We start from the raw sequence: 14,493 nt of genomic DNA, 5'->3' as shown, positions 1-14,493 counted from the left end.
CAATGGCTAGTCAGCGCTAATGGCTGTTGCCAGCTACCTAGCAAACTTAAAAATCAAATCGTAGCTAAGTTATATACTATCGTAATTGGGTAAGAATAACCGTACAAAAACAGTGAGCATGCGTAAGATTGTTAGAGTGCACCTGAGAATTGATAACGATCGCCAGCATGCCACATCTTTACAAAGGTCAATACTTTCCCTGCCGAATAAGTCTGACGACGTAGCACTAACGTCGGTGACTGCGGTGCAATCTGTAGCGCATTAGCTATCTCATCAGGTGCTGCTAAGGCGCGAATGGTATAGTTACCGCGCTCGAGTGGACTTTCAGCAATCAAGTAGTCGCTGGTATTCACCATGCTAAAATCTTGCTCAATGAATGCTGGTACTTTTGTCGCATCGACCCAACGCTCTTCAAATTGTATCGGCTGACCATCCGCGAAATGAATGATTTTTACTTCGTATAAAATAGCCGCCTCGGTGCTATTAATAGTGCTATCAGCTTCATTTGCCTCAGAATGCAAGACTGCTTCATCAATACTAAATTTACGGCGCATTTCATCATCTAACATGCTCGCGGTAATAGCGCGTTTGCTCAGCACTTGTGCCTGATAGTCACGATTGGCTGATTTTAAGTCTTGAGCAATATTACGCACTTCTACAAAGGTATGATTGAACTGCTGCTGGGCGACGAATGTCCCCGACCCTTGGCGGCGCTCCAATACCCGCTCTTCACTCAACTCTTTCAAGGCACGATTGACCGTCATACGCGATACCCCAAACTCTTCTGCCAAGGCCATTTCGGTAGAGATTGCATTGCCCGCCTGCCATTTTCCGGAATGGATATTGTCCAATATGGCATTTTTAATCCGCTGATAGGCTGGAATCGTCTTTGTCATATTCGTCTTTAACCGTTAGTTTCATCAATAATAATGAGGCCATAATATCACGAGATAACTTCATGAACCTCAGCAAAACCCCTTCACCTCTGTCTATCTGCCAAAACACTCACAAAAATAATTGAGTCATTTATAAAAAAGTACTTGCGTGTGAAAATAATCTTTGATAATTTGTATATACAACTTTACAGTAGTGCTAAAAATCTGCGTCATCTAATCGATATTTCGCCGAATTTATAGACTGACTGTAAAACGCTTACCTTGATTACTTTATTGTCTAAAAAGATTTCATAAGGATTTGACCATGACTACTGATACCGATAGCAACAAACCTACCCGCCGTGATGAGAGCCGCGAAATCGCCGCGCCGACTGGTAGCACATTAAATTGCAAAAGCTGGCTGACCGAAGCGCCTTATCGCATGCTGCAAAACAACCTACACCCTGATGTGGCCGAAAACCCAAAAAGCTTGGTTGTGTATGGCGGTATCGGACGTGCAGCCCGTAACTGGGAAAGCTATGATCAAATCCTAGCGTCACTCAAAGAATTAGAAGACGATGAGACCTTATTGGTGCAATCAGGCAAACCGGTTGGCGTGTTTCAAACACATGAAAACGCACCACGCGTATTGATTGCCAACTCCAACCTTGTACCGCGTTGGGCAACGTGGGAGCACTTCAACGAGCTCGATCGCAAAGACCTGTTTATGTACGGTCAAATGACTGCTGGTAGCTGGATTTATATCGGCACGCAAGGCATCGTCCAAGGTACGTATGAGACTTTTGTGGAAGCGGGTCGTCAGCATTATGACGGTAGCTGGGCGGGTCGTTGGATTTTAACCGCTGGTCTGGGCGGTATGGGCGGGGCACAGCCATTAGCCGCGACCTTTGCTGGTGCGACTTCTCTAAACATCGAGTGCCAGCAGTCTAGTATTGATTTTCGCTTGCGTACAGGCTATGTCGATAAGCAAGCTGACAACCTTGACCATGCTTATGAGCTGATTAAGCAGCATACTGACGCAGGTGAAGCCGTCTCTATCGCGCTACTTGGCAATGCGGCTGATATCTTGCCTGAGATGGTCAAGCGCGCCAATGCAGGCGAGATAAAACCTGACTTGGTTACTGATCAAACCTCAGCGCATGACTTGATTAATGGCTATCTACCAAGTGGCTGGACAGTTGAAGAATGGAAAGCAGCACAAGAAAATCCAGACCAACATGCCGCCTTAACCAAAGATGCTGCTGCATCTTGTGCCGTACACGTGCAGGCCATGCTAGATCTACAAGAAATGGGTATCCCAACGACTGATTATGGTAATAACATTCGTCAAGTTGCCTTTGATGAAGGGGTAAAAAATGCCTTTAATTTCCCGGGTTTTGTCCCTGCTTATATTCGTCCGCTGTTTTGCCAAGGTAAAGGTCCATTCCGCTGGGTCGCATTATCAGGTGATCCAGAAGATATCTACAAAACCGATCAAAAAATTAAAGAGTTGTTCCCTGAAAATCAGCATATTCATCGCTGGCTAGACATGGCTAAAGAGCGTATTCAATTTCAAGGCTTGCCAGCGCGTATCTGCTGGTTAGGTCTTGGTGAACGTGATAAAGCAGGCTTGGCATTTAACGAAATGGTTAAAAATGGTGAGTTGAAAGGTCCTATCGTTATCGGTCGTGACCATTTAGATACTGGCTCTGTTGCCAGCCCCAACCGTGAAACAGAAAGTATGAAAGATGGCTCGGACGCTGTATCTGACTGGGCATTATTAAATGGCATGCTCAATGTCGCAGGCGGTGCCACTTGGGTGTCATTGCATCATGGCGGCGGCGTGGGTATGGGTTACTCGCAGCACTCTGGCATGGTCATCGTCGCCGATGGCACAGATGCGGCTGCCAAGCGCTTGGCGCGAGTACTGGTCAATGATTGCGGCTCAGGTGTGATGCGTCATGCGGATGCGGGCTATGAGCTGGCCATCAAAACAGCCAAAGAATATGGCTTAAATCTACCGATGATTAAATAGCTTGCCCTTGTCCTTATATGCCCAAATGATATAGGGACATCATCAACACTTTATCAAGGATGATAATATGTCTGAACGTGATATTTTGCCCCCAGGCAGCTCCGTGCCTAGAACGCCTCTAGACAGTCCAGCACCTGCTAGCCCGCCGCCTGAAAAGCTGCTGTCCAAACCTGTCGCGCTGATACAGCTAATCGTATTTAGTGCTATTGGCTTGGTGATGTTCTTTGTGCCTTTTACTATTGGTGAAAAGAGCACGATTTTGTTTGATCATGGGGCAACTTATCTGGTCACTCAGCAGCACACCCTTGCTGTGTTTCTGCTATTTCTACTGATGATTTATGGTGTTGGTAAGCCTATTTACGATGGTTCATGGCGTAAAAATATCACCAATATGATATTAACCGCCTTTAAGATTATCGGGCTAGTACTCGCCATCATGTATATCACTGATATGGCGCCTGCTATCATCATGGAAAAGGACATGTTGCCGTTTTTGTTTGAAAAACTGGCATTACCAGTTGGCATGATTGTCCCTATTGGCGCATTAATCCTCGCTTTTTTGCTCGGTTTTGGCTTGCTGGAGATGTTTGGGGTGCTCATGCAACCTATTATGAAGCCAATTTGGAAAACGCCCGGCTCATCGGCGATTGATGCCGTTGCGTCCTTTGTTGGTAGTTACTCTATTGGACTGCTCATTACCAATCGGGTCTTTTTGCAAAATCAATATTCGGTCCGTGAAGCCATCATCATTGCTACTGGGTTTTCTACGGTATCGGCAGCCTTTATGGTGATCGTTGCTAAGACCCTTGGTCTAATGGAGTTTTGGAATCTGTTTTTTTGGTCGACACTGATTATTACCTTTATTGTCACTGCCATTACCGCACGTATTCCACCTATTCGAGGTTTTGATGATAGCGCCAGCCGTCCAGACTTAGACCACCAACAAGGCAATCGCTTAGCAGCAGCGTATCATTTAGGACTAGCTACCTCACGCCGTGCAACTGACCTCAAACAAATTATGTGGTCGAACTTTCGCGATGGGGTGACGATGGCGGCAGCGATTGTACCCTCGATTATTGCGGTAGGGTTAACGGGTTTATTACTAGCCAAATATACGCCTGTCTTTGATGCGTTAGGTTTGCTGTTGTATCCATTCACTTGGGTAACTGGTATGCCTGAGCCACTAGTTGCTGCCAAAGGCATGTCAGCGGGATTGGCTGAGATGTTCTTGCCTGCCCTCCTGCTAACGGAAGCTGAAGTATTGACTCGCTATGTGGCGGGAGTGGTTTCGATTAGTAGCGTGCTGTTCTTTTCAGCGATGATTCCTTGTGTATTGGCAACTGAAATTCCGCTGTCAGTACCCAAGATGGTCATTATTTGGTTTGAGCGTGTGGTACTTAGTATCTTATTGGCTGCGCCTTTTGGACAGTTGGCTATGTACTTGGGTTGGATTGGTTAAGACAATTTAAACAAGCGGGATTAGTTAAAGAAATTTAGACAACATAGCTTTTAACGGTTTATAAACAACAACGCATAAACTAAAATGTATAGACAACAAAAAATACAATTAATATAGCTCATAAAATTAGGATAACTCGCATGACTGATATCAAAAAACTAACCCTACACCCGCGCCAATTAAGCTTTGAGATGTTGCGCGATATTTATGAGCAACCTGTCATATTGACGCTACCTGACAGTGCTTATAAGGCAATAGATGCCTCGCATGAAGATGTACGTACCATCATTGCGCGTGATAAGAGCGCTTACGGTATCAATACCGGTTTTGGCCTATTAGCAAAAACCCGTATCAGTGATGATCAGCTTGAGTTACTGCAGCGCAACCTTATCGTTTCTCACTCAGTCGGTACGGGTGAAGCATTGCCAGACAGTGTGGTTCGATTGATTATGGTCATGAAAGTCGCCAGCCTCGCGCAAGGTGTATCTGGTGTCCGTCGCGAGGTCGTAGATAGTTTACTTGGCTTAATTAACAATCAAATTACCCCAAATATTCCTGCAAAAGGCTCCGTTGGCGCCTCTGGTGACTTAGCGCCTTTATCACATATGACGCTGGCCATGATGGGCGAAGGCGATGTCTATGTTGGCGGCAAAAAAGTACCCGCTGCTGAGGCATTAGCGCAGCATGGTCTTGAGCCCATTACCCTTGCAGCCAAAGAAGGTCTTGCCCTTATCAATGGTACACAGGTCTCAACGGCATTAGCATTGCGCGGTTATTTCTTAGCGCGTGACTTGCTTGAGACAGCCACCATCGTCGGCTCTATGTCTATCGATGCCGCCAAAGGCTCGGATGCCCCATTTGACGCACGTATTCATGAAGTGCGTGGTCATCATGGTCAAATTGAAATCGCTAAAGCGCATCGTAAGCTCATTAAAGGCAGTGCTATTCGCGCCTCCCATGATGGTGAACAAGACGATAGGGTACAAGACCCTTATTGCTTACGCTGCCAGCCACAAGTCATGGGTGCTTGCCTTGATATTATTAATCAAGCAGGAAAAACCTTATTAATTGAATCTAATGCGGTAACCGATAACCCACTTATCTTTAACAATGATGACGGCCCAGTGGCTATCTCAGGTGGTAACTTCCATGCTGAGCCAGTTGCTTTTGCTGCAGACATTTTAGCCTTGGCGATTGCTGAGATTGGGTCTATGTCTGAGCGCCGTGTGGCTTTATTGATTGATGCAACCTTATCAGGCGGCTTACCGCCATTCTTAGTTGATAATGCTGGGGTAAACTCAGGCTTTATGATTGCACACGTGACTGCAGCGGCGCTAGCCTCAGAGAACAAGTCTATCGCCCATCCTGGCAGCGTTGATAGCATTCCAACTTCTGCCAACCAAGAAGACCACGTATCGATGGCCACTTATTGTGCGCGCCGCCTATATGAGATGGCGCAAAATACCGCCACCATTATCGGCATTGAGCTATTGGCTGCTGGTCAAGGTATCGACTTCCATCGTGGACTAGATACTTCAGAGGCGTTACAGACAGCGCATCAGAAACTACGCGAGCAAGTCACTTTTTATGATAAAGATCGCTACCTAGCCCCTGATATTGAAGCGGCAAAGCAGCTGGTATTAGATGGTACGCTCACCGAATATTGGCAGTCACTGCGTAGTGATTGGTATGAGTCTAAATAGCAAAATTTTATATATAAAACCCACTCTCAACCATCTAGCTTTATTGGCGTAAGCCATACTAAATTGAGAGTCAGGTTTTATATTATGAAAGGAGGTCAACAATGACAATAGCCGTTAGCCATACCGCAGCTGATATGAGTCGGTGGACAGGACGTGCTGAGCCGTTTGAGACTGCTCGTGCCCGCTATTGGTATCAACTAGCGCAGCCTTATGCGTTTGCTACTCTTGATAATAAAGGGCAGCGCATTGGGCTGGTTGGTTTCGCCTGTGATCAAGGTGTGCGTCGCAATCAAGGACGCGTGGGTGCCAGAGCAGCGCCGCCTTTGATTCGTAGCGCATTTGCGGCATTGCCCATTATCGCTGAGCTGCAACAGCGCTTTGATAGTGAGATGCCAACCTTGCTTGGTGATGCAGGTGATATTCATTGTCACGATAGCGATAGTTTTGCCGCGCAAGTTCTTGAGCAAGCCCAGCAAACCTACGCGGATGTCGTCAGTGATATTATTAAGCGAGGCGGTCTGCCTATCGGTTTAGGCGGTGGTCATGCGATTGCCTTTGGTAGTTTTTTGGGACTGTGGCAAGCGTTACAGCAGATAGACGCCACAACCCATAAAACATCTACACCTAGCAAATCTACACCTAGCATTGGCATTATTAACTTTGATGCGCATCTTGATATTCGTCAGTCTGATGTCGCAACGTCTGGTACACCATTTCGTCAAATCGCAGAACATCTTACTGATCATGAGCAAGCGTTTCATTATTGCTGTATCGGCGTTAGTCGGTTTTCCAACACTGCTGCTCTCTTCGACCGCGCTGAGCAGTTAGGCGTACATATTATTAGTGATGAAGACTGCACCAATAAAAAATGGAAAAAAATTGCAGATCAAATTGAGACCTTTATCGACCAAGTTGATGTGATCTACTTAACTATTGATATGGATTGCTTGCCCTCAAGCGTGGTGCCTGGTGTCAGTGCGCCAGCAGCGTATGGCATTGCACTTAGTTTCGTTGAGCGTGCGGTCAAGATTATCATGGTATCAGGCAAAGTAAAAATGGCCGACATTGCTGAAATCAACCCCACTTATGATACTGACCAACGCAGCTGCAAAGTCGCCGCTCGACTATTAGCAACCATCATTGAGCAGCATTTATTCACCTTATAGCTGGTTTACAACTACCCAGCGCCTAGCAGGAGCCTATTATGACTACCTCTACCGTACAGACCTCTACCGATAGCGCCACGATGACCTCGTTTGATAACGTGATTATCAATGCTAATCTCGCTACATTCTCCAAACAATACGGCTTTGATATTTATAGCGACAACCAAGAAAAAAGCACCCCTTACGGTCAGTTAATGAACGCCGCTATCGGTATCAAAGACGGCAAAATTGCATGGGTTGGTACGCATGAGCAAATAAAGCCGCATCTTACTCATTATAAAAACGATCAAATCAAAGACGTTGATGGCAACTGGGTCACGCCTGGACTCATCGATTGTCATACCCATATCGTTTATGGTGGCAACCGCAGCAACGAGTTCGAAGCACGATTGCAAGGTGCCAGTTATCAAGATATCGCGGCACAAGGTGGCGGCATTGTCTCAACCGTTAGCGCCACCCGCGCAGCGAATGAGGAAGAATTGTTTGCGCAAAGTGAAAAACGCCTGCTCGCGCTCATCAAAGAAGGCGTGACCAGTATTGAAATCAAATCTGGTTATGGACTGGACTTAGAAAGTGAACGTAAAATGCTGAAGGTCGCCCGCGCGCTCGGTGACAAACATAATATTCATGTCAGCACCACTTATTTGGCCGCCCATGCCTTACCGCCTGAATATAAGGACCGCGCGGATGATTATATCGAACAAGTTTGTCAGTGGTTACCAATCTTGCATAGCGAGGGTTTGGTCGATGCGGTCGATGGCTTCTGCGAAAACATTGCCTTTACTGCTGAGCAAATCAAGCGCGTCTTTGAAGTGGCTCGTTCGTTAGACTTGCCAGTGAAGTTGCATTCCGAGCAGCTCTCAAACATAGGCGCTAGTGCTTTGGTAGCAGAATTCCAAGGATTATCAAGCGACCATCTTGAGCACTTAGTGGAAGACGATATTAAAAAAATGGCCGCAAGCAACACGGTAGCCGTGCTATTGCCAGGTGCTTTTTATACGCTACGTGATACTAAGTTGCCACCGATTGAAGCATTGCGTAAACACCAAGTTCCGATTGCCGTTTCAACAGATTGCAACCCCGGTACTTCCCCATTAACATCGCTGTTATTAGCGATGAATATGGGCTGCACATTATTTTATCTCACTACTGAAGAAGTATTGGCAGGCGCAACCGTTCATGCGGCACAAGCATTAGGTCTAGCCAAAAAAGGCAAAATAGAAGTGGGTTACGATGCTGATTTAGCATTATGGGATATCGCCCGCCCTGCTGATTTAGCATACCAGATGGGATTAAACCCTATTGCAGGTATTATGGTTCAAGGTAAATGGCGCGAGACGGTATAGCGAATGACCATAAACATTTAGCATAATTAAAGAAGCCCCAATCATTGAATGATTGGGGCTTCTTTATTGGCTATCGAATTAACAAGTTACTATCACATAGTCAGTTCGATATATAGCCAGTTCAAATATAGTTAGCTAAATATATTCAGTTAAATATAAAACGGTTCAGTGGAGCTGGGATGCATGCTCTTAGAATATAAGTTTTGCAGCCTTTATCTGTGCAAGCAAAGATAGCCAAAAGAGCTTATACCAGTTCCATATCATAACCTCACATATTTATTTAGTATCAACTATCTATGAATAACTAAACCCTGTAGTGAGCGTTATAACTCTACGTCTGCCGCAGCATCAGTGTTCACGTTAGTATTGCCGTTACTATTGGCATCAGTATCTTTAGTTTTACGTTCAAATACAGTACCTGTTTCGGCATCGATATTCAGTTTAACAATTTGATCAGCCTTTAGTACTTTAACTTCGTAGTAGGTCTGATGGTCAGCATAATCATTATCATTTTCGAATTCAATTTCTAAGACACGACCACTGGTTTGTTTTTCCGCAGTATTGATAGCATCCATAATCTTGATTTTTGCTTGCTGTTGAACTTCATAACTAGTGACATCATCTTTATCTAAATTTTCGGTTTCAGACTTTACGACTTTGCCAGTTATAGCATCAACTTTGATTTCATAACCAGTGGTATTAGTACTGAATTCCAGCTCATAGACACCGCCATCACCCTCAGCATCGCTATCATTTTCATCAAACTCTGCGCTAATCAAAGTACCGGAAGCTTCTTTGCTCGCCGTAGTAATCGCCTGCTTTAGGCTAATTTTCGCTGCTTGAGCGGCACTCACTTCGTCAGAATGATTGGCAGCACTAACAGCTGTACTCACTACACCTGCGCTCAATGCTAAAGTTAGACAAGCGCCCAATGTAGTCAGTTGAAGTTTTTTGATAATATTACTCATATCTCTTTATCCTTATAGCCATTATGGAATTGCTTTTATGATACGGATATATAAGGATAAATATGAGACAAAAAGGTAGCGTAATGTAGCTCTAATGTATTGTAAAACATTGTCCAATAGTTACCTATTTACTATGATTATCATGCGCTTAGGTAATGCTATTGTAGTAGAGATAAGGTATAATGTTACTCCGTTTTTTATAATGTTACTTCATCTTTCTACTTAGGTCATTTAAGCCTCTATGCTAAATACGTCCCACCTAACAGACTCACTATACGATAATACTTATCACTCTTTAACGGGCGTTGATTTTGACATTATTGCTGATTTCAATACTTCTTGTTTTGATGCTTCTTGTTTTGATACTGAGTCAGCATTAGCTTTTGCAAGCTTACCGCTTATCATTCAAGAGCAAATGTTGCAGAGCAAACGGATTGTATTAATAGCAAATAACCCTTCAATAGATACAGCGAGCTTAGAGGCACTGTTGCAGCCGACAGATATGCTGGTTTTGTTTAACGACTTTATTCATGCTGAATTTTTTGCTCATCATCCTAGCGCTAAAGATCTACCAAAACTGTTGTTCTTTAGAAAAAACGGCGATAGTTTATTGCATTTTGGCATGCCGCCGCGTAGTAATAATTTGACAGCCATGCTCGATATGGCCAAGCATGCACCACTTGGCATTTTGTTTGGGAATACTGACTACCAGTTTCCATTACCAAGCGATGACCCCAGCCCTAACGATGATCCGATAACAGCCAGCCGAGTACTAGAGATTCCAGAACTGCTAAATCATTTATTGCATAGCGATGAGCATTGTCGCGTGCTATCGGAGCAGCATAGCGTGGTGGCAGATTATCCTATTTTTGCTAATATCCATTCATCGGCACCGACCTCAGGGTTTCTGTTATATCGGCTATTATTAGCAGCGCGCTTACATGTGCAGCAGCGACAGAACGCTGTAACTCCGCTATCGATAGTCATGTTGGGCTTTAATAATGATGATAAAACAGTGCACTTTTGGGATGGCCATAATTGGGCGTTTGAGAGACAAGAGCTTGCCACGCCACCTAATAGCGTCGAGATTATTCGTCAGTATTAATAGAACACTACTAATAAGATTAAACACTTATAGTTGATTCACTTTAAAACTGATATAGCGAGACTGGGATAAATTTCTTGCAGCCTCTATCTGCGCAGGCACAGCACGCAAAAGAAATTTGTACCAGTCTAGCGTATTAATGCAGTGTATCTATTTTATTTAGTATCGACTATATATCTACACATAAGGCGCATCCGGATAATGAGCCGCTCTAATCTCAACCTCACTTGGCTGTCGATTAATACTAATCGGTACTGTTTGCTCGTCTTGCCAGCGAATCAATTGCAACTGCGCAAACTCTGCTAACCATCCTGACATCGGCCAATGTTGCCATTTTTCATAAAAGCGATTGGCATTGATAACGATACTATCCAAATGATTAAGCGGCGGTCTATAGACACTATGCTGTTGATGGTAAATCACATCATCAGTTAAATAAAAATCGATATTTAACGCGCGCGCCATAAAAGCAAAATCCGTATCTTCAGCGCCATAGCCGACATAATCCGTATCAAAGCCACCAATTTGCTCAAACTGACTGTGCATAATAGCAAAGCAAAGACTCCAAAACGCACCATAGTCTTGCGTCTGTTTAATAGACGTACCCTGATGTTGTAAATCAAAGTTATCCCGATAAGGGTTAAATACAGACAGCTTGTCTAAAAAGTCGGTTGCTAATTTACCTTGTTGTAGCTGTCTACCCTCATTATCCGTCAAAGGACGCGTCAGATAACGCGGTTGACCCATCAGTAAGGCGTTGGGACGTGCTTGAAGTTTACTATATAGCTGCTCAATAAAGGTTGGCGCGACGATACAGTCTACATCCAAGAAAATCATGGCATCATACGTGGCGCGCGCCGCTCCAAGGTTACGGTTACGACCGATATCAAATGATGCGCTAATTGCTAGTCCATTCTCAGTCGCTGTAGTCGTTGCTATCTTAATGATATTTAAATCGTATGCTGCCAGACGTTCAGGCTCAGCGTCATCATTAACGATAATAACTTCTGCTGGTTTGACACTACCCTGCTCCAAGCTACCGAGTAGGTTGTAGAGATGCCGATTGCGACCGTAGCAGGTAGTAATGACGCTTAAAGGCACGCTAACGGGAGTAGTGGCATGAGTGGCCTCTTGCGCTTTGGTTGTCGTTGTCATAGAAATATTTGCTCTTATTATTATAAAACCTCTTATTTTTCAGGTTTCTTATTATCTTTCAGGTTTTAGGCCCAATTGTGGCAATAACCATTCTTCAAACCAAGCTTTGACGGAAGTATAGTCAACAATGCTATCCATAAATTTTTGCGCTGGCGTATTATCTTGATTATCCGTTAGAGCGGTCTTATCAGTGTTGATTGACTCATTGCTAATCGATTCATTGCTAATTGACTTATCGTTAACTGATAAAAAAGACGGTATATCCTGACTACCCAAACTTGAATTTTGAGCCATGAACTGCGCCCAACTCAAAGCGCGACCTTGCTCAATCAGCGCCTCTGCCATGACTTCCTGCTCACGATGCGGACGCTCATCTGGCAACACCACGAGCGGCGTCGCATAGTCATAAGCTTGCGCAATACCGTTCAAACCACACGCCATCAACAGCAGGTCACTATAGGCAATAAATGGCGTCACATCATTTACGTGAGCAGCAATATCAACACAATGTCGTGCCTCGTCGTTAATAGGTCCAAGTGATATAATCAATGCATTCGGTAATGCACGGCGTAGCTCGGGCAGCTTGGCATCAATTGCGTCGTGCCCACCGTAACCTTTGATAACCGTTATGATTGTAGTATCAGCTATTTTTTGTTTATTATCCAAAGATGAAAGCCGCTCATGAATACTACTACTAGTAGTGAGCGTCATGAGCTTATTTATAAAGGCGGTAAACGTTAACAGCTCATCCGTCTTATTGGGCATGAAATCAAGATATAACGTTTTTTGGCGTACCCAGTCCGGCGTTGCTGCCGCTTCAAGCGCTTTTGGATAAGGGGCTAATAATCCCAGCGCGCCAGCAAAGGCGTTCAAGTGCGGCATATCATCGCGCTCGCCTGCCAGTCTTACGTATAAATAAGGCACACTAGCAGCACGGCACAGCATAGCGACTTCGGCGCTGACATCGATAATCATCAGGTCAATCTGACGCTGATGAATCTCATCGAGTAGCTGCCAACTGCGCGTCTGCACATTACGATTACCTACTGGTGAATAATGCAAACTACTTGGCTGCCAATATTTTCCAGCTCGCCCTAGTAGTACATCTTCTGGTAGCTGATCCTCAGCGCTTAAACGTACGATTTGCTCATCAGTTATCGCGCTAAAGTGATAACCATCATTAGGCAAACTGGTAAACACTGTCATCTGCGAGCGTAATTTAGGCGGCAGTAGAGCAGCCAATTTATCTGCTTGGCGACAGTGACCTGAACCATGATGATGGGCATAATAGCCAATACGCATAAGGAGATTTCCCAAAATTTACTGTTTAAAAACTGACGCTTAAATAGCTAGTGAAGTTAGTCTGTTAATTTTAGAAAATTTTAGTAGGCTAGAACTTGAATCATAAGTATCATCTAGAAAGACAAGGCCTGAATCTGAGCACTATTACTATCACCACTTTCCAAAGCCTGCTCATATAGCCGCAGATAACCATCGACCATCGTAGCAACGGAACAAAACTGTTCAGCACGAAGACGACATGCCATGCGAGAAATACTTTTAATATCAGCAAAAGCTTGAATGAAAGCGTCTTTGTCCATTTTAGGTACGATAATACCAGTCGATGACGTGATGATTTCGCTGCTCGCACCAACATCAAATCCAATCACTGGCGTGCCGCAAGCCAAACTCTCAGCCAGCGTTAAGCCATAAGGCTCGTCCCATGTACTGGTAAATAGCATAGCAGTCACTTGGCTTAAGCGTTCATTGATTTGATCTTTACTCAGATGACCGACGTAATCGAATAAAGACCCAGCGTTTTTATCTTCTTCTAGTAACGGTGCAACGTACTCATCAAAATATTCCTCATTACTTTTTGGCCCTGCAATAATGAGGCGCTTGCCGGCCGCTTTGCAATACTCCATCGCTAAATGGGTGCCTTTTTCCACACAAATGCGCCCATACCAAAAGTAAATCTCGTCTTCAATTGGGTTTGTATTGGCATCAAATGACTGTACATCAATACCGTTATAGACCACATGAGAAGGCACGAACTCAGCAAATAACTGCTGCTGATGACCACTAATCGCGGTGAACTGGGTTTGCGTGCCTTGACGTAGTGTCAATAATGCTAAGCGCAGCTGCGGGAAAATCGGCGTATGAAAGGTGGTAAAAAAACGCGCGCCAAATGCCTGTCCCATCATCATCGGTATATGGTGCAAGCTGTGATTGTGCACCACATCGATCATGCCCTGCTCATCACGACTGATGATATCGCGCATGGCTTGCTGATAGACCAAATACTGATACAACTCTTCGCGACTCATACCTAATGAATCATGCTCATTGTCATAGACCAACGCATCAAACTGCGTGCGCGTCATAAAGGGCACGAGTGTCGCATTAGTCTGACTATCAGCATGCGCATAGAGCAACACTTCATGTCCTTGAGCGACCAATTCATCACATATAAGCTCGGTAATCATCTCAAGACCGCCAGCATATGGCTGCGCGATTGGATATAGAGAATGCGCAATAATGGCAATGCGCAATACAGGAGTATCTATTACGCTAGCATCACGGTAAGCAGTAATACTTGATATATCGACAGTAGGGCTAGATAGCATAACAAGTCCAATATGAATTTATTAAGTATAAATTAACTAAATATGAGTTGAATG

Annotated in this window: 11 protein-coding genes; 6 read left to right on the top strand and 5 right to left on the bottom strand. The window is 44.5% G+C overall.

What is annotated here, in order from left to right; genetic code table 11:
- Positions 1-131: 131 nt before the first annotated feature.
- A complete protein-coding gene (locus HQR03_RS11885) occupies positions 132-896 on the bottom strand; it encodes a UTRA domain-containing protein (RefSeq protein ID WP_173240313.1) in 765 nt (254 codons plus the stop codon).
- 304 nt (positions 897-1,200) lie between these two features.
- Between HQR03_RS11885 and hutU the strand changes: the two genes are divergently transcribed.
- The 5 genes from hutU to hutI all read left to right on the top strand — a co-directional run bounded on the left by hutU (position 1,201) and on the right by hutI (position 8,584).
- Complete coding sequence (gene hutU, locus HQR03_RS11880) at positions 1,201-2,910, top strand: urocanate hydratase (RefSeq protein ID WP_173240312.1); 1,710 nt, start codon at positions 1,201-1,203, stop codon at positions 2,908-2,910.
- Between the two features lie 67 nt (positions 2,911-2,977).
- Complete coding sequence (locus HQR03_RS11875) at positions 2,978-4,369, top strand: YjiH family protein (RefSeq protein WP_173240311.1); 1,392 nt, start codon at positions 2,978-2,980, stop codon at positions 4,367-4,369.
- A 140-nt stretch (positions 4,370-4,509) separates the two neighbouring features.
- Positions 4,510-6,072, top strand: a complete 1,563-nt coding sequence (gene hutH / locus HQR03_RS11870; protein ID WP_173240310.1) for a histidine ammonia-lyase — start codon at positions 4,510-4,512, stop codon at positions 6,070-6,072.
- 101 nt (positions 6,073-6,173) lie between these two features.
- Positions 6,174-7,238, top strand: coding sequence for a formimidoylglutamase (gene hutG, locus HQR03_RS11865; RefSeq protein ID WP_173240309.1), 1,065 nt, complete (start codon positions 6,174-6,176; stop codon positions 7,236-7,238).
- Positions 7,239-7,276: 38 nt separating this feature from the next.
- On the top strand, positions 7,277-8,584 hold the full coding sequence (hutI, locus tag HQR03_RS11860) for an imidazolonepropionase (protein ID WP_173240308.1): 1,308 nt from the start codon (positions 7,277-7,279) through the stop codon (positions 8,582-8,584).
- A gap of 323 nt (positions 8,585-8,907) precedes the next feature.
- On the opposite strand, the gene HQR03_RS11855 is transcribed toward hutI, so the two are convergent.
- On the bottom strand, positions 8,908-9,552 hold the full coding sequence (locus HQR03_RS11855; protein WP_173240307.1) for a PepSY domain-containing protein: 645 nt from the start codon (positions 9,550-9,552) through the stop codon (positions 8,908-8,910).
- 241 nt (positions 9,553-9,793) lie between these two features.
- Between HQR03_RS11855 and HQR03_RS11850 the strand changes: the two genes are divergently transcribed.
- A complete protein-coding gene (locus tag HQR03_RS11850) occupies positions 9,794-10,657 on the top strand; it encodes a hypothetical protein (protein WP_173240306.1) in 864 nt (287 codons plus the stop codon).
- A 177-nt stretch (positions 10,658-10,834) separates the two neighbouring features.
- Here the strand turns inward: HQR03_RS11850 and HQR03_RS11845 are convergent, their stop codons facing one another.
- The 3 genes from HQR03_RS11845 to HQR03_RS11835 all read right to left on the bottom strand — a co-directional run bounded on the left by HQR03_RS11845 (position 10,835) and on the right by HQR03_RS11835 (position 14,439).
- Positions 10,835-11,812: a glycosyltransferase family 2 protein gene (locus HQR03_RS11845; protein ID WP_173240305.1), complete on the bottom strand. Its 978-nt coding sequence runs from the start codon at positions 11,810-11,812 to the stop codon at positions 10,835-10,837.
- Positions 11,813-11,863: 51 nt separating this feature from the next.
- A complete protein-coding gene (locus HQR03_RS11840; protein ID WP_173240304.1) occupies positions 11,864-13,114 on the bottom strand; it encodes a hypothetical protein in 1,251 nt (416 codons plus the stop codon).
- 113 nt (positions 13,115-13,227) lie between these two features.
- Positions 13,228-14,439: a glycosyltransferase gene (locus HQR03_RS11835; protein WP_173240303.1), complete on the bottom strand. Its 1,212-nt coding sequence runs from the start codon at positions 14,437-14,439 to the stop codon at positions 13,228-13,230.
- Positions 14,440-14,493 lie beyond the last annotated feature (54 nt).

The organism is Psychrobacter okhotskensis (assembly GCF_013248965.1).
Lineage (GTDB): Bacteria > Pseudomonadota > Gammaproteobacteria > Pseudomonadales > Moraxellaceae > Psychrobacter > Psychrobacter okhotskensis.
The sequence above is the reverse complement of the archived record's forward strand: the minus strand, read 5'-3'. Positions and strand labels throughout refer to the sequence as shown.

Coding starts and splice junctions, on each gene's coding strand:
- hutI (WP_173240308.1), top strand. CDS start 7,277: ATGACTACCTCTACCGTACAGACCTCTACCGATAGCGCCACGATGACC.
- HQR03_RS11855 (WP_173240307.1), bottom strand. CDS start 9,552: ATGAGTAATATTATCAAAAAACTTCAACTGACTACATTGGGCGCTTGT.
- HQR03_RS11850 (WP_173240306.1), top strand. CDS start 9,794: ATGCTAAATACGTCCCACCTAACAGACTCACTATACGATAATACTTAT.
- HQR03_RS11840 (WP_173240304.1), bottom strand. CDS start 13,114: ATGCGTATTGGCTATTATGCCCATCATCATGGTTCAGGTCACTGTCGC.
- hutU (WP_173240312.1), top strand. CDS start 1,201: ATGACTACTGATACCGATAGCAACAAACCTACCCGCCGTGATGAGAGC.
- HQR03_RS11875 (WP_173240311.1), top strand. CDS start 2,978: ATGTCTGAACGTGATATTTTGCCCCCAGGCAGCTCCGTGCCTAGAACG.
- hutG (WP_173240309.1), top strand. CDS start 6,174: ATGACAATAGCCGTTAGCCATACCGCAGCTGATATGAGTCGGTGGACA.
- hutH (WP_173240310.1), top strand. CDS start 4,510: ATGACTGATATCAAAAAACTAACCCTACACCCGCGCCAATTAAGCTTT.
- HQR03_RS11845 (WP_173240305.1), bottom strand. CDS start 11,812: ATGACAACGACAACCAAAGCGCAAGAGGCCACTCATGCCACTACTCCC.
- HQR03_RS11885 (WP_173240313.1), bottom strand. CDS start 896: ATGACAAAGACGATTCCAGCCTATCAGCGGATTAAAAATGCCATATTG.
- HQR03_RS11835 (WP_173240303.1), bottom strand. CDS start 14,439: ATGCTATCTAGCCCTACTGTCGATATATCAAGTATTACTGCTTACCGT.